14 protein-coding genes are annotated in these 14,051 nt (G+C 71.7%); 4 read left to right on the top strand and 10 right to left on the bottom strand.

From position 1 onward, the window contains the following. Positions 1-116: 116 nt before the first annotated feature. Both ABIA35_RS34980 and ABIA35_RS34975 read left to right on the top strand, forming a co-directional pair. Positions 117-689 (top strand): GNAT family N-acetyltransferase, encoded by a 573-nt coding sequence (locus ABIA35_RS34980; protein WP_370360816.1) that lies wholly within the window; start codon positions 117-119, stop codon positions 687-689. Positions 690-738: 49 nt separating this feature from the next. Beyond that, entirely contained in the window at positions 739-1,236 is a 498-nt protein-coding gene (locus tag ABIA35_RS34975) for an AAA family ATPase (protein WP_370343876.1), read from the top strand. A 20-nt stretch (positions 1,237-1,256) separates the two neighbouring features. Here ABIA35_RS34975 and ABIA35_RS34970 read toward each other — a convergent pair whose 3' ends face one another. Beyond that, positions 1,257-1,781: a hypothetical protein gene (locus ABIA35_RS34970; protein WP_370360815.1), complete on the bottom strand. Its 525-nt coding sequence runs from the start codon at positions 1,779-1,781 to the stop codon at positions 1,257-1,259. 145 nt (positions 1,782-1,926) lie between these two features. Between ABIA35_RS34970 and ABIA35_RS34965 the strand changes: the two genes are divergently transcribed. Then, positions 1,927-2,685, top strand: a complete 759-nt coding sequence (locus ABIA35_RS34965) for a class I SAM-dependent methyltransferase (protein ID WP_370360814.1) — start codon at positions 1,927-1,929, stop codon at positions 2,683-2,685. Between the two features lie 168 nt (positions 2,686-2,853). On the opposite strand, the gene pheT is transcribed toward ABIA35_RS34965, so the two are convergent. From pheT to infC, 7 genes are all read right to left on the bottom strand, one after another. Then, on the bottom strand, positions 2,854-5,358 hold the full coding sequence (pheT, locus tag ABIA35_RS34960; RefSeq protein ID WP_370360813.1) for a phenylalanine--tRNA ligase subunit beta: 2,505 nt from the start codon (positions 5,356-5,358) through the stop codon (positions 2,854-2,856). Beyond that, positions 5,358-6,479, bottom strand: coding sequence for a phenylalanine--tRNA ligase subunit alpha (gene pheS / locus ABIA35_RS34955; RefSeq protein WP_370343881.1), 1,122 nt, complete (start codon positions 6,477-6,479; stop codon positions 5,358-5,360). Before pheS ends, pheT begins: the two co-directional genes overlap by 1 nt. 147 nt (positions 6,480-6,626) lie before the next feature. Further along, the gene (locus ABIA35_RS34950) at positions 6,627-7,757 is read right to left on the bottom strand and encodes an ATP-binding protein (protein ID WP_370344028.1); all 1,131 of its coding nucleotides are present in this window, start codon (positions 7,755-7,757) and stop codon (positions 6,627-6,629) included. Positions 7,758-7,964: 207 nt separating this feature from the next. Beyond that, the gene (locus ABIA35_RS34945) at positions 7,965-8,783 is read right to left on the bottom strand and encodes a TrmH family RNA methyltransferase (RefSeq protein ID WP_370343882.1); all 819 of its coding nucleotides are present in this window, start codon (positions 8,781-8,783) and stop codon (positions 7,965-7,967) included. 50 nt (positions 8,784-8,833) lie between these two features. Further along, positions 8,834-9,220 (bottom strand): 50S ribosomal protein L20, encoded by a 387-nt coding sequence (gene rplT, locus ABIA35_RS34940; protein WP_370343883.1) that lies wholly within the window; start codon positions 9,218-9,220, stop codon positions 8,834-8,836. A 51-nt stretch (positions 9,221-9,271) separates the two neighbouring features. After that, positions 9,272-9,466, bottom strand: a complete 195-nt coding sequence (gene rpmI / locus ABIA35_RS34935; protein WP_370343884.1) for a 50S ribosomal protein L35 — start codon at positions 9,464-9,466, stop codon at positions 9,272-9,274. A gap of 138 nt (positions 9,467-9,604) precedes the next feature. Further along, a complete protein-coding gene (gene infC, locus ABIA35_RS34930) occupies positions 9,605-10,345 on the bottom strand; it encodes a translation initiation factor IF-3 (protein ID WP_370360826.1) in 741 nt (246 codons plus the stop codon). A 380-nt stretch (positions 10,346-10,725) separates the two neighbouring features. Between infC and ABIA35_RS34925 the strand changes: the two genes are divergently transcribed. After that, positions 10,726-11,097: a DUF1844 domain-containing protein gene (locus tag ABIA35_RS34925; protein ID WP_370343885.1), complete on the top strand. Its 372-nt coding sequence runs from the start codon at positions 10,726-10,728 to the stop codon at positions 11,095-11,097. A gap of 39 nt (positions 11,098-11,136) precedes the next feature. Here the strand turns inward: ABIA35_RS34925 and ABIA35_RS34920 are convergent, their stop codons facing one another. Beyond that, positions 11,137-13,215 (bottom strand): S8 family serine peptidase, encoded by a 2,079-nt coding sequence (locus ABIA35_RS34920; RefSeq protein WP_370360812.1) that lies wholly within the window; start codon positions 13,213-13,215, stop codon positions 11,137-11,139. A 44-nt stretch (positions 13,216-13,259) separates the two neighbouring features. Continuing rightward, positions 13,260-13,976: a hypothetical protein gene (locus tag ABIA35_RS34915; protein ID WP_370360811.1), complete on the bottom strand. Its 717-nt coding sequence runs from the start codon at positions 13,974-13,976 to the stop codon at positions 13,260-13,262. Between the last annotated feature and the right edge of the window lie 75 nt (positions 13,977-14,051).

Here is a 14,051-nt window from a genome sequence, read left to right as displayed (position 1 = left end):
GACCGCGCTGTGTCGACCCGATGGGACACGCAGTCACGGCACTATGACCTGCTGTCGCGCAACGGGCAGTGGAAAACCCTTGCGGAGGGCTGATCCCAGCGCAAAGATCACGACGTATGACCCCACCCGCTGAACCCGCCAAGGCCCTCGCGCCGGGCGTCGTGCCCCCGGACACCGTCGACCTGGACGGGTTCCACCTGCGCCGTCCCACCTCCGAGGACGCCCAGGCCCTGCACGCGGCCGTGAAGGCCAGCTTCGCCGAGCTGCACCCGTGGATGCCGTGGTGCACCGAGCCGGTGGAGCTCGCCTCCCAGCAGGGGTTCATCGAGCGCTCCGAGACCGGCTGGAGCGCGCAGACCACGTTCAACTGGCTGATCGTGGACGCCGGCGACCACCTGATCGGCACCATCGGTCTGATGGACCGGATCGGCCCCGGCGGCCTGGAGATCGGCTACTGGCTGCGCACCGACGCCACCGGCCGCGGCGTGATGACCCGCGCCACCGCCCGGGTCACCGACATCGCCCTTTCCCTGCCCGGCGTGGAGCGCGTGGAGATCCACTGCGACGCCGCGAACGTCCGCAGCGCCGCGATCCCCCGCCGCCTGGGCTACCGCCTGGAACGCGAGGCCCACACGGAGCCGGAGGCGCCCGGGGAGTCGGGGCTGAACCAGCACTGGATCACCCCCTGAGCAGGTCGGGCAGGCTGAGCAGGTCGGGCAGCCCGAGCAGCCCGGCGCGATGACCACCGACGCGGCGGACGGCCCCGTCGTGTACCTCCTGGCCGGGCTCCCCGGGTCCGGCAAGACCACCTACGCACGCCGCTTGGAAGCCGAAGGCGTCCTGCGGCTGTCGGTCGACGAGGAGGTCTTCGCGCGCCACGGCCGCCACGGCGTCGACTACCCCGAGCACGAGTACCGGCAGCGCGAGGCGCCGGTACTCCGAGACGTCCGGGCCCGCCTGGCCGAGGCGGTCCGGGCGGGACGCTCGGTCGTGCTGGACTACGGCCTGTGGCTGCGCGCGGAGCGAGAGGCGTACAAGCAGCTGGTCCACGACGCCGGCGGCCGCTGGCGCCTGATCTACCTGAAGGTGGACCCCGCCGAGCTACTACGCCGCCTGACCGAGCGCAACAGCCGCGACGACGCCAACGCCCTGATGGTTACCCCTGAGATGCTCCAAGACTTCTTCGCGCGGTTCGAGGAACCGGTCGGCGAAGACGAGCACATCGCGTCCGTCTAAGCCGCCAAACGCCCAAACAGCTAAGCCCCCGCCCCCACGGCACGCGAGAGCCTCGAGAACGACATCCGCCAGTTGCGCACCCAGCTCTGGCCGCCGTCGAACGAGAACGACTGCTCCCACTGCGCGCTGTCGGCGTCGAACACATCCCAGTCGTAGCGCACCTCGATCGGCTTGCCGTCGATGGTGTCCTGGCAGCGGAAGACGCCGTGCGTGCCCTCCCACCGTCCGACGACCGGCGGGTCGAGCCGGCCGGGGGCCCTGGTGGAGGCCCACCAGATGCTCCACTCGCCGGTCTCGGGGTTGAACAGGCGCAGCGACATCCCTTCGAAGCTGCTTCCGTCGGGCATCTTCTCGATGGTGAGGTTGTCGACGTTGCCCAGCACGCCGAGGGTCTGGCGCATCCACTGCACCCCCTCGAACTCCACCCACTCGTCGCACTCCGGGTCGGCCATGGCGGCGAGTTTGCGGTGCTCGACCTTCCAGGTTCCGGCCAGGAAGTCGAAGTCGTGGCGGCCGTCGTCGATCAGGTTCTCGGTCGTGGTCATGGCTCCACCTTGGCCCCCCTCCCCTGACATCTGGTGTCAGTGATCTGACGGAATCTCCGGGAGATCTTGCGCTCGGCATCGGCCGCGTCCTATCGTCTCGATGTATCGGGCCGATACATCGAGACGATACAAAGGAGCCTGTGCGATGCGACGGACGAACTACGACACGGAGCAGTACCAGGACTACGCCCGCGGCCGTGCGCTCACCGAGGAGCAGATGGGTGCGTGGATCGGGGCTTTCAGCGCCCTGCTGCCCAAGGGGCGTCCGCTGGCCGGACTGGACGTCGGTTCCGGGACGGGCAGGTTCGCACCCTCCCTGGCGGCCGCCTTCGGGCCGGTGACCGGGATCGAGCCGTCGGTGCGCATGCGCGAGGTGGCGCTGTCGCAGTCCCAGCACCCTGATGTCCGCTACCTCGCCGGCTCCGCCGAGGACATCCCGGTGCCCAACGCCAGCGCCGACTACGCCGTAATGCTGCTGTCCTGGCACCACGTCCAGGACAAACCGAAGGCCGCGCGCGAGTTGGCCCGCGCCGTCCGGCCCGGCGGCCGGCTGATCATCCGCTCCGGCTACGGCGACCAGATGCCCTGGATCTGGTGGCTCGAGCACTTCCCGAACGGCTTCGAGAAGGACGCGGTGCTGTTCCCGCCGCTGCACGAGGTCATCGAGACCTTCACCTCCGCCGGCTGGCGCGTGCGCACCTTCGGCCCCTTCAGCGAGCCCTCCCCGGGCACCTACCGCGAGATGCTCGACCGGCTGCGGCTGCGCACCCACACGATCTTCGGCCACTTCACCCCCGAGGAGACCGCGACCGGCTTCGAGCGCCTGGAGCGGGCCGTCGCGGCCGATCCCGACGCGCCGGCGCCGGCCGAGCCCGCGACGCTGCTGAGCTTCGAGCGCCGCTGAGCTCAAGACGCCGCTGAGCTCAAAGCGCCGCTGAGTCTCGCGCGCTGCCGGGGCGTCAGGCACTGCCGAATTTCGAGCACTGCCGAGCCCCGAACGCCCCCGAGCACGCACGAAGCCGGGTCCCCCACTCCCGTGGGAAACCCGGCTTCGCCAAACCCTCTCAGCCCCCTACGACCGCAGCACCGCCCCGGTCCGCGTCCCGGCCAGCGCCACCGCGCTGTCCCGGGCCGCGCTGGCCTCCTCGGCGGTCAGCGTCCGGTCCGGCGCGCGGAAGCGCAGCGCGAAGGCCAGCGACTTGCGCCCCTGCCCGATCCGCTCGCCGGTGTAGACGTCGAACAGCCGCACCGACTCCAGCAGCGCACCGGCACCCTCGCGCAGCGCCGCCTCGACCTCGTGCTCGGCGACCGCGGCGTCCACGACCAGCGCGACGTCCTGGGTGGCGACCGGCATCGCGGAGATGCTCGGGGCCTGCGTCAGGACCTCCTCGGCCGGGATCATCCGGTCCAGCTCCAGCTCCATCGCGGCGGTGCGCGGCGGCAGGCCGAGGTCGGCCACGACCCGCGGGTGCAGCTCGCCGGCGTGTCCGACCAGGCGGCCGTTGACCGCCAGCCGGGCGCAGCGGCCCGGGTGCCAGGGCTCGTGCTGGTCCTGGGTGACCTCCAGCTCGACCCGGCACGCGTCGGCGATGATCCGCGCGGCCTGGACCGCGTCCTGCCAGCCGGCCGGACGCCCGGCGCCCCACCAGCCCGCGGGCTCGCGAAGGCCGGAGAGCACCACCGCGACGCGGCGCGGCTGCACCGGAAGCGCGGCGTCCAGCAGCGCCAGTTCCTCATCGGTCGGACGGCGCTCGACCGTCAGGCGCGGCGCCATCGCGGCGGCGTCCTTGCGCGGCCGGAACACCAGGCCCTGCTCGAACAGCGCCAGGTCCGCCGAGCCCCGGCCGACGTTGCGCCGCAGCGACGCCAGCAGCCCCGGCAGCAGCGTCGTGCGCATCGACGGCTGCTCCTCGGAGATCGGGTTGGCCAGCGGGACGGTGTTGCGCCGCGGGTCGCTGTCCGGAAGCCCGAGCGCGTCCAGGTCGGCCTGCCCGATGAACGGGTAGGCGATCACCTCGGAGTAGCCGGCCGAGGCCAGCGCCGTGCCGACCCGGCGGCGGATCCGCTGCTCGTGCGTGTAGCCGGTGCCGGCGGCGGCCTTGGGCAGCGTGGAGGGCAGCCGGTCGAAGCCCTCCAGCCGGATCACCTCCTCGGCCAGGTCGCTCGGGTCCCGCAGGTCCGGGCGCCAGCTCGGCGGGGTGACCACCAGGTCGGCGTCCCCGGCCGGGGCCAGGTCGCAGCCGACCTGCGTCAGCCGGCGCTCGACCTCCTCACGGGTGTAGTCGACCCCGGCCACCCGGCCCGGGTACGTCCACGCGATCGTGATCGGCGCCGGCCGGACCACCTGTCCGACCACGGTGACGCCGCCTTCCAGCGCCGTACCCCCGGCCAGCTCGACCAGCAGGTCCACCACACGCTGCGCCGCGGCGGCGGCCGTGCCCGGGTCCGTGCCGCGCTCGAAGCGCTTGGAGGCCTCGGAGAACAGCTTGTGCCGCCGCGCGCTCTTGGCGATCGAGGTGGCCTCGAAGTGCGCGGCCTCGACGACGACCTCGGTGGAGCCGTCGTGGATCTCGGTGGAGGCCCCGCCCATGACGCCGGCCAGGCCGATCGGCCCGGAGTCGTCGACGATCAGCAGGTCGGTGGCCTCCAGCTGCCGCTTGACCCCGTCCAGGGTCTCCAGCACCTCGCCGGCGGCCGCGCGCCGCACCACGATCGGCCCGGACAGCCGGGCCCGGTCGTAGGTGTGGATCGGCTGGCCCAGCTCCAGCATCACGTAGTTGGCGATGTCGACGATCAGCGAGATCGGCCGCATCCCCGACATCTGCAGCCGGCGCTGCATCCACAGCGGCGAGGGCGCCTGCGGGTCGATGCCGGTCACGGTCCGCGCCACGAACACGTCGCAGCCGACCGGGTCCTCGACCACGACCGGGTGCCCGTTCGCGCCGGCCTCCGGCACCTGGAGCGCCGCCGGGTCTTGGAACGGGACCTCGAACCCGGTCGCGGCCTCCCGCGCGATCCCGCGCAGGGACAGCGTGTAGCCGCGGTCCGGGGTGACCTCGAACTCGATGACCTCGTCGTCCAGCCCCAGGTAGGCGATCGCGTCGGCGCCGAGGGGGGAGTCGGCCGGCAGCACGATGATGCCGTCGTGATCCTCGCCCATGCCCAGCTCGCGCGCCGAGCAGATCATGCCGTTGGAGTCCCGGCTGTAGGTCTTGCGCGCGGCGATGCGGAAGTCGCCGGGCAGCACCGCACCCGGCAGCGCCACCACCACGTGGTCGCCGACCGCGAAGTTGCGGGCGCCGCAGACGATCAGCTGCGGATCCGCGGCCGACCCCGGGCCCTCGGCCGCGGCGGTGACCACGACCTGGCAGTGCCGGATCGGCTTCTTGAACCCGGTCAGCTCCTCGATCGCCGCGACCCGGCCCACGACCAGCGGCCCGGTCAGGCCCTCGCCGACCCGCTCGATGGTCTCCAGCTTGCCGCCGCCGGTCTGGGTCAGCTTGTCCGCGACCGCGAACGCGGTGGTCCCGTCCGGCAGTACGACGTAGTCCTGCAGCCAGGAGTAGGGGACGTGCATCAGATCTCCATCCCGAACGGGAGCGTGAAGCGCACGTCTCCCTCGATCATGTCCCGCATGTCCTGGACGTTGTTCAGGAACATCAGGCTCCGCTCAAGACCCATCCCGAAGGCGAACCCGCTGTAGCGCTCGGGGTCCACCCCGCAGGCGATCAGCACGCGCGGGTTGACCATGCCGCAGCCACCCCACTCGATCCAGCCCTCCGAGCCGCAGGTGCGGCACGGGTTGTCCGGGTCGCCCACCGAGGCGCCCTTGCAGACGAAGCACTGCAGGTCGACCTCGGCCGAGGGCTCGGTGAACGGGAAGAAGTGCGGACGCAGCCGGGTCAGGACACCGTCGCCGAACATGGCGTTGGCCCAGTGGTCCAGCGTGCCCTTCAGGTCGCCCATCGTCAGGCCCTCGTCGACAGCCAGACCCTCGATCTGGCTGAACACGGGGGTGTGCGTGGCGTCGAGCTCGTCGGTGCGGTAGGTGCGGCCCGGCGAGACGGCGTAGACCGGCGCGCCCTGCGCCAGCAGGGTGCGGGCCTGGACCGGCGAGGTGTGGGTGCGCAGCACCAGCCCGCTGGTCGCGCCCTCTTCCTTGCCGGCGACGAAGAACGTGTCCTGCAAGTCGCGCACCGGGTGATCCGGCGGGAAGTTCAACGCGTCGAAGTTGTACCACTCGGCCTCGACCTCGGGGCCGTCCACCACCTGGTAGCCCATGGCCACGAAGATGTCCGCGATCCGCTCCTGGATCGTGGTCAGCGGGTGGCGGGCGCCGCGCGGAGTGCGGTCCCAGGGCAGGGTGACGTCCACGGCCTCCTCGACCAGGACGCGCGCGTCGCGCTCGGTCTCCAGCTCCTGCTGCCGGGCGGCCAGCGCGTTCTTCACCGCCCCGCGGGCCTCGCCGATGCGCTTGCCGACCTCGGCGCGGGCGGCCGGCGGCAGCGCGCCGATCTCCCGGTTGGCCAGCGCCAGCGGGGCGCGGTCGCCGGCCACGGCGATCTTCACCTGGTGCAGTTCGTCCAGCGAGCCCGCGGCGGCGATCGCGGCCAGCGCGTCGGCCCGGTGGCGGGCGACCTCGTCGGGCTTCACCGCCTCGACTTCCACCGGGTCGTACGACTTGTTCGGTGCCGACATGTCTGTTGTTTTCTCCATGGATTGGTGGCCCCGCGAGCTCGGCGAGGTTACCCGCCGAGTCTAGAGGGGTCACGGGACGAACAGAGATTGCGCCCATGCGGGAACGCCAGGAAGCCCGCGCGGCGGGACCTGCTTGCCAGAGCAGCCCTACGCGACGGGCAAGGTAAATCGGAACCGCGCGCCGCCCTCGGCACCGTTCCCGGCGGACACCACGCCGCCGTGGGCCTCGACCAGGCCCTTCACGATGGACAGGCCAAGGCCGGTCCCGCCCCTGCGGCCACCCCGCCAGAACCGGGTGAAGACGCGTGTGAGCTGGTCCTCCGGGATCCCGGGACCCTGATCGCTCACCGCAACCGCCACGCTCGACACACCTTCACTGTGGAGACTGTCAGGACGGGGCCGGTCGTCTTCGGCCCGCGCCTCAATAGTGACAGTCCCGCCACCGTGCCGCACGGCGTTTTCCAAAAGATTAGCCAGTACTTGACGCAATTTGTCCGGGTCGGCGGCCACGGCCGGGAGCCCGCGCGGGATCCGGATCCGGAACGTCTCCTCCGGCACGCCCTGCGCCACGCAGGCGCGCACCTGATCGGTGATCAGCGCGCGCAGGTCGACCGGGATCCGGTGCAGCTCCATCCGGCCCGAATCCAGCCGCGCGACGTCCAGCAGCTCGGCGATCAGCCGCACCACGCGGTCGGCGTCGGCGTCGACGGTCTGCAGCATCATCCGCTTCTGGTCGTCGGTGAACCGGTCCCAGCGCGCCAGCAGGGTCGCGGTGAAGCCCTTCACGCTGGTCAGCGGGGAACGCAGCTCGTGCGCGACGGTCGCGATCAGATCGGACTGCCGGCGCTCGCGCCGGCGCCGGGCCTGGGTGCCGCGCAGCGAGACCACCAGGCCGGTCACCGGGGTCGAGCGGCCGTCGCGGCGCTGGTAGCGCGCGGTGACCAGCAGCTCGGTGCCGGCTTCGGGGTCGGCGGCGTCCGGCTCGGCGTCCGGCCCGAAGTCCTCCGGCAGGAACAGCTGGGCCTCCGGGTGGCCGGTCCTTATGCTCAAGCCGCCATAAGGATCGGTCAGGCGCCACCAGTCGCGGCCGTCGATCGTGCGAAGCGGTAACACCTCGTCGAAGGCACGTCCCAGGGCCTGGTCGGCCCGGATCCCGGTGAGCTTCTCGGCGGCCCGGTTGAAGACCCGGACCACACCCTGGTCGTCGGCGGCGACGAACCCGTCGGGCAGGTCGTCGGGCACCAGCAGGCCGTCCAGGGCCCCGGCGAAAAGCTGCATGCCGGCCCGTGTCCCGCGTGCCCCGACCGAAACGGTCACCTGAGGAGTCCTCCTGCCTGCCCACTCGTCGCGCTGTGCGCCTTCGGCGTCACCTTCCGTTGATCCGCCAGACCCATCGTTCCGCTCCGACGGATCACCGGCCACGGTGGCGAACCATTCGCCACCCTGACCGCCTCCGGACTCGCAGCGGACTCGCGCAGGACGCGCTCAGCGTTGCGCCCGGGCAGAGGAATATAAGCACACTGCTGCCGCCGTCGCCAGGTTGAGGCTCTCGGCGCGGCCGTGGATCGGGACCCGGACCGCCTCGTCGGCCAGCCCCAGCAGCGCCTCGGGCAGACCCCAGGCCTCGTTGCCGAACATCCAGCAGGTGGGCTGTGCCAGCCGGCCGGCGTCGAGCTCGTCGTCCAGGTCGGCGGCTCCCGTGCCGTCGGCGGCCAGGATCCTCAAACCGGACGCGCGCAGAGCGTCGACAGCCTGCTGCGCACTGACCCCCACGGCCACCGGGACGTGGAACAGGCTGCCGGCCGAGGCCCGCACCGCCTTGGGGTTGTAGACGTCGACCGACTCGGAGGTCACGATCACCAGGTCCGCGCCGGCGGCGTCGGCACAGCGGATCACGGTGCCGGCGTTGCCCGGGTCGCGCACATGCGCCAGCAGCGCCACCAGCTTGGGGGTGCGCTCGGCCAGGAACGACTCCAGCGGGACGTCGAGGAACCGGCACACGCCGATCAGGCCCTGCGGCGTCACCGTCTCGCTGAGGGACTCCACCAGGTCCGGGGTCCCGATGGTGATCTTCGACCCCTGTTTGCGGGCGGCGGCGAGGATCTCGCCGTACCGGTCCGCGGCCTCGCCGGTGGCGAACAGCTCGACGAGCACCCCGTCGAGCTCGGCGGCCTCGCGCACCGCCTGCGGCCCCTCGGCCAGGAACAGCTCCTGCTTGGCCCGGAACGACCGCGAGGCGAGCCGCCGGGCCGCCACCGCGCGGGGTGCGCGCGGGTTGGACAGCTCAGGACTCGCCTCGCTCATGCTCGCTCACCGTGCCTGTTCTGGCGAAGTGGGGCTGGAACTCGCCAGACCTACGCGGCGGTCTTCGGCGCGTTCACGTCCGAGGGCAGCGCCTTCTTGGCGACCTCGACGAGGGCGCGGAAGGCCTCGGCGTCGTTGACGGCCAGCTCGGCCAGCATCTTGCGGTCGACCTCGACGTTCGCCAGGTGCAGGCCCTGGATGAAGCGGTTGTAGGTCATCCCCTCGGCGCGGACCGCGGCGTTGATGCGCTGGATCCACAGCCGGCGGAAGTCGCCCTTGCGGTCCTTGCGGTCCCGGTAGGCGTAGACGAGGGAGTGGGTGACCTGCTCCTTCGCCTTGCGGTACAGACGCGAGCGCTGGCCGCGGTAACCGCTGGCCTGCTCGAGGACGACCCGGCGCTTCTTCTGGGCGTTCACTGCCCGCTTGACGCGTGCCATTGTTCTATCTCCTGCTCAGTAACTAGGTCGGGGGGCGATGCGCCGCGGGCCTCAGCGGCCGAGCAGCCGCTTGATGCGCTTGACGTCGGGCTTGGCGACCTCGACCTCGCCGGTGTGCTGCCGGGTGTACTCCGAGGACTTGCGCTCGAAGTTGTGGCGCATGCCGGCCTGGCCGCGCATGATCTTGCCCGAGCCGGTCACCTTGAAACGCTTCTTGGAACCGCTGTGGGTCTTCTGCTTCGGCATGACGCCGTTTCTCCTTCACATAGGGCGGATCCGTGGGGTGCAACCCACACGGATCCGCTCTCGCTCTCGCCCCGGGGCGGCCGCCCCGCGGCTAGCGCGGGGGGCTCAGGTCTCGGGGCCGGTCCGGCCTGACCGTGGTCAGGACTGCTCTTCTCCGGCCTGGTCCGCGCCGCTGGCGGCACCGACCACGGCCTCGGTCTGCTCGACCGATTCGGTCTGCTCGACGGCCTCGGTCTGCTCGACCGACTCGATCGACTCGGCGAGCTCGGTGGTCTGGCCCTCGGCCGACTCCTCGTGCTCAGCCTCGCCGTACGTGCCGGCCTTGCGCTGCTCCTTGGCCAGGCGGGCCTCGGCCATCGCCTCGGTCTTCTTCTTGTGCGGGCCCAGGACCATGATCATGTTGCGGCCGTCCTGCTTCGGCGCGAACTCCACGAAGCCGAGCTCGGCCACGTCCTCGGCGAGCTTGCTCAGCAGGCGCCGACCGAGTTCGGGCCGGGACTGCTCCCGGCCGCGGAACATGATGGTGATCTTGACCTTGTCCCCGGCCTTCAGGAACCGCACCACGTGACCCTTCTTGGTCTCGTAGTCGTGCGGGTCGATCTTCGGGCGGAGCTTCATCTCCTTGATGACCGTGTGCGCCTGGTTCTTGCGCGCCTCACGGGCCTTCAGGGCGGACTCGTACTTGTACTTGCCGTAGTCCATGACCTTGACGACCGGCGGGCGCGCGGTCGCCGCGACCTCGACCAGGTCGAGGTCCTGCTCCTGAGCCAGCCGGAGCGCGTCCTGGATCGACACGATGCCGACCTGCTCACCGTTGGGGCCGACCAGCCGCACTTCGGGAACGCGGATCCGGTCGTTGATACGGGGCTCAGTGCTGATGGGGCCTCCTACGTTTTGGGCTCAATGCCCGGGTCTGTTCGGTACGCGGCCCCTGCGAAGAAAAACGCAAAAGCCCCGCACGACATGCATGCGAGGCTCCACCACACCGGAACTGACCGACGCCGGGAACGTTCGAGGACGACGCTGAACGCCGCCCGCACACCCCTGGCGTGAGGCTGTTTGACCGGAACCCGTCCGCCCGGAGGCGAACCAGGTGGGAGATGGAATCTCCGCTTGCGGATCGAGGCACGCGCGAGCATGCCCGATCGGTCGTGACACCGATACTAGCAGCTTCCGGGGGAAGGCCGTGACCACAGGGCCACCGCCCCCACCATGGGAAGCTTTACCGATACACAAGTGATCCACCGCAAGGAGCCGCAGTGACCGACAACAGCCCCGAGCCGCAGGACATTCCCGCATCGCCGGCGGAGCAGCGCGACCTGGCCGACGTGCCGGCGGTCGAGGTGATCGGGACGGTGACGGTGCACCTGATGAGCGCGGCGGCGGTGAAGCTGGGGCTGGCGGAGAACGGCGAGGCCGACCTGGACCTGGACGAGGCGCGCAAGCTGATCACCGCGCTGGCCGGGCTGATCACGGCGGCCGCGCCGGAGATCGGCTCGCAGCACGCCGCGCCGCTGCGGGACGGGCTGCGGACGCTGCAGCTGGCGTTCCGGGAGGCTTCGCCGTACCCCGACGAGCCAGGACAGGGCCCCGGTGAGAAGTTCACCGGGGCGGTGTACGCGCGCTCTTAGGTCTTCTAGCTTCTTCCAGCTTCGTCCAGCTTCTTCGTCTCAGCTGGCTTCCTCGACGGCGTCGGCCTTTCCGGCGCCGTCGCCGGTCTCAGCGGCTACTGCGTTCTCGGCGGCTTCTGTACTCTCGACGGCTTCGGTGGCCTCGGCGCTTTCGGTGCCGCCGCCGGCCTCTTCCGCTTCGGCCTTCTCCAGCACCGCCGCGAACGCCCGCACCGCGGCCGGCTCGACCTCCAGGAACGAGGGCCGCGCGAGGTCCACCAGCACGACCTCCGCCCCCTCGGCCTTGGCCGCCGCGCACGCCCGGGGGAAGGCCACCGGCATCGGCCGGGCCTCGGGGTTCCACTGGACCAGCGCCGCCACCGAGGTGAACACCGGCAGCGCGCGGGTGCCGTCCGGCGCGAGCAGCGTCACCAGCGCCATGTCGCTGTTCTTGTCCCGGCGCAGGTTCCGCCCCTGCTCGTCCGGCACCTCCTCGGCCTCGCCGAGCACCGCCACGATCGGCGCCAGCACCCGGGCGTTGAGCAGGTAGCCGTACGCGTGCTCGATAGCCGCTTCGCCCCGGCCGTGCGCCTCCAGCACGGACAGCAGCGCCGGGTCCGCGCCCCCGTCGTCGTTCGGGAAGGCGGAGGGAGCCAGCGTGCGTCCTGCGAAGTCGGTCATGGGCTCGACTTTAGTGGCCGTCCACGATCGCGACGGCACGCCCGGTCCGGCCCCGGCCCCGGCGGCGGGCCGGGCCGGGAACGGATTCGGCCCCGGCGCCGCTCCCGGCGAAACGAGTCCCGGCGCCCCCGGCACGGACATCGGCATGGATGTTGGCATGGGCATCAACCCGAACGGCAGCGGCCCCATCGGCATCGGATCGGCCACCGGCCCCAAAAGCGCCGCCGCAGCCCGCGACCGCCGCCGCCCCCGCACCACCAACCACCCGCCGAGCGCGAGCGAGCCGGTGAACGCCACCGCGGCGTCGACCATCCCGCGCTGCTGCCGGCTCAGCCCGCCGATGCTCTGGTCGGCCACCGCCTCCGGTCCGTACCCGAAGTACTTCGAGCCCTGGTAGGCCGGCGCTTTCGGGGTCGGCGGCGTCCCGGCCACGCCCGCGGCCGCCTTCAGCGCGGCCACCGGGTCCACGATCCCGTTGCCGATCTGGTCGTTGCGCCCCTCGGCCGGCCGGTGCGAGGCCGTGCTCTTCAGGATCTGCGCCACCTGCTCCGGGCTCAACGCCGGGTTCGCCGACCGGATCAGCGCCACCACTCCGGCCACGTACGCGCACGCCGGGCTCGTCCCGGCCCCGACCAGGATGTCGTTGCCGATCTCCGGCCCGAAGTCGGCGTAGGTGTCCCCGGCCTGGTCGTTGACCGGCAGCGCCATCGGGATGTCGACGCCGGGCGCGGCCACCGCCACGTCCCAGCCGGTCGAGGAGAAGTAGGCCCGCCTGCCGTTGCGGTCCACGGCGGCCACGCCGATCACCCCGCGCTCCCCGGCCGGGTACTCGGTCACGTCCTTGTCCGGCTTGTCGCCGGAGTTGCCCGCCGAGACCACCACCGAGACCCCGTGCGCGATCGCGTACCGCACCGCGTCGGCCTCGTTCGTGGTGTCGCTGTCCGCACCGGGCACCGTGCCGCCCAGCGACATGCTGATGACCTGCGCACCGTGGTCGACGGCATAGCGGATGCCCTCGGAGATGGGGGTGTGCGAGGCCTCCTGCAGGCCGTTGTCCGGGCTCTCGTCGTCCCGGATCACCCGCACCGACAGGATCTTCGCGGCCGGGGCGACGCCCATGACGCCCTGGCTGGCGCCGGGGCCGTGGCCGTGCCCGGCGATCACCGAGGCCATCCCGGTCCCGTGCACGCCCCAGTCCGGGTCGCCCGGCTTCTCACTGCCGCCGACCAGGTCCGGACCGGTGGTCACCTGCCCGGTGAGGTCCGCGCGCGACCCGACGACGCCGGTGTCGAGCACCGCGACCGTGACACCGGCCCCCTTCGTGGTCTTCCACGCCTGGGGCAGGTTCAGGAACGTGATCGGCCACTGCGCCGAGCGCACCTCGTCGGCCCGCGCGGCCGGAGCCGCCACCAGTACCGGAAGCGCCGCGGCGAGCGCCAAGGCGGATATCCGGCGCACGCGTGCGGACGTCCTGTTCGTTTCCCGCACGGGAGTGGTCCTCACTAGCCCTTCTCCGTATTGGTGAACTCGTCGGCGAACAGCTGGGACAGCCCGGAAGCCGCCTGCACCGGCGGCGAGTCGGCGGCCAGGTCTTTGCCGATGCCAAACTGCACGTCCGCGACACCGGAGCGGCCGTCGCCGAACGCCGACACCACATAGACCAGGTACGAGCCGTCGTTGGAAGCCTGCGAGTTCCACGCCACGCGCTGGCTGTCGGCGAAGTCGGCGGCCACTGTGTGCGGAACGGGGAACACCTCCGGCATGGTGTCCGGCTGCTTGGAGGCCGCGTCGGGCGTCCACTGCCGCCACACCTTGTCCCGCGAGGCGGCGTCGCCGCCGATGACCACCACGCCGACCGTGGCGAAGACGGTCTGGGTGATGTCGGTGTAGGTGGCGCGCAGCACCTTGACACACGTCGTGCCCGGGGCATCCGTGGCCAGTTCGAGACGGAAGTCCTGCGGCAACACGTCACACGCCGCGGCAGGCGCGATCCCGAGGCGCACGTACTGGCTGCCCAGCGTGACGGTCGCCGGGAACACCTGATCCACCGGCTTGGTCCGCCACAGTGCCCGCTCGGCCTCGTCCGCCTGCTGCGCCGGCGAGACCACCGGCGGCTTGACCGCCTTGGCCGATCCGGACGTGGCCAGCACCGCGCCACCGGCAACCGCCGCTCCGCCCACGATGCTCAGCACCGCGCCCAACCAGTAGCGCTCAGGCATGCCGCTCCGCGTCCACCCCGACCCCCAGATCCACACTCGAACCCCAGAACCCTAGCCGTCTGGCCGCCGTCGGCG

This window comes from Catenulispora sp. MAP12-49 (assembly GCF_041262705.1).
Taxonomy (GTDB): Bacteria; Actinomycetota; Actinomycetes; order Streptomycetales; family Catenulisporaceae; genus Catenulispora.
The sequence above is the reverse complement of the archived record's forward strand: the minus strand, read 5'-3'. Positions and strand labels throughout refer to the sequence as shown.

Bases quoted from the DNA above. Each gene is read 5' to 3' on its own strand.
- ABIA35_RS34945 (WP_370343882.1), bottom strand. From the start codon at position 8,783: ATGAGCGAGGCGAGTCCTGAGCTGTCCAACCCGCGCGCACCCCGCGCG.
- ABIA35_RS34970 (WP_370360815.1), bottom strand. From the start codon at position 1,781: ATGACCACGACCGAGAACCTGATCGACGACGGCCGCCACGACTTCGAC.
- rplT (WP_370343883.1), bottom strand. From the start codon at position 9,220: ATGGCACGCGTCAAGCGGGCAGTGAACGCCCAGAAGAAGCGCCGGGTC.
- pheS (WP_370343881.1), bottom strand. From the start codon at position 6,479: ATGTCGGCACCGAACAAGTCGTACGACCCGGTGGAAGTCGAGGCGGTG.
- pheT (WP_370360813.1), bottom strand. From the start codon at position 5,358: ATGCACGTCCCCTACTCCTGGCTGCAGGACTACGTCGTACTGCCGGAC.
- ABIA35_RS34915 (WP_370360811.1), bottom strand. From the start codon at position 13,976: ATGCCTGAGCGCTACTGGTTGGGCGCGGTGCTGAGCATCGTGGGCGGA.
- ABIA35_RS34975 (WP_370343876.1), top strand. From the start codon at position 739: ATGACCACCGACGCGGCGGACGGCCCCGTCGTGTACCTCCTGGCCGGG.
- ABIA35_RS34950 (WP_370344028.1), bottom strand. From the start codon at position 7,757: ATGCAGCTTTTCGCCGGGGCCCTGGACGGCCTGCTGGTGCCCGACGAC.
- ABIA35_RS34980 (WP_370360816.1), top strand. From the start codon at position 117: ATGACCCCACCCGCTGAACCCGCCAAGGCCCTCGCGCCGGGCGTCGTG.
- rpmI (WP_370343884.1), bottom strand. From the start codon at position 9,466: ATGCCGAAGCAGAAGACCCACAGCGGTTCCAAGAAGCGTTTCAAGGTG.
- ABIA35_RS34965 (WP_370360814.1), top strand. From the start codon at position 1,927: ATGCGACGGACGAACTACGACACGGAGCAGTACCAGGACTACGCCCGC.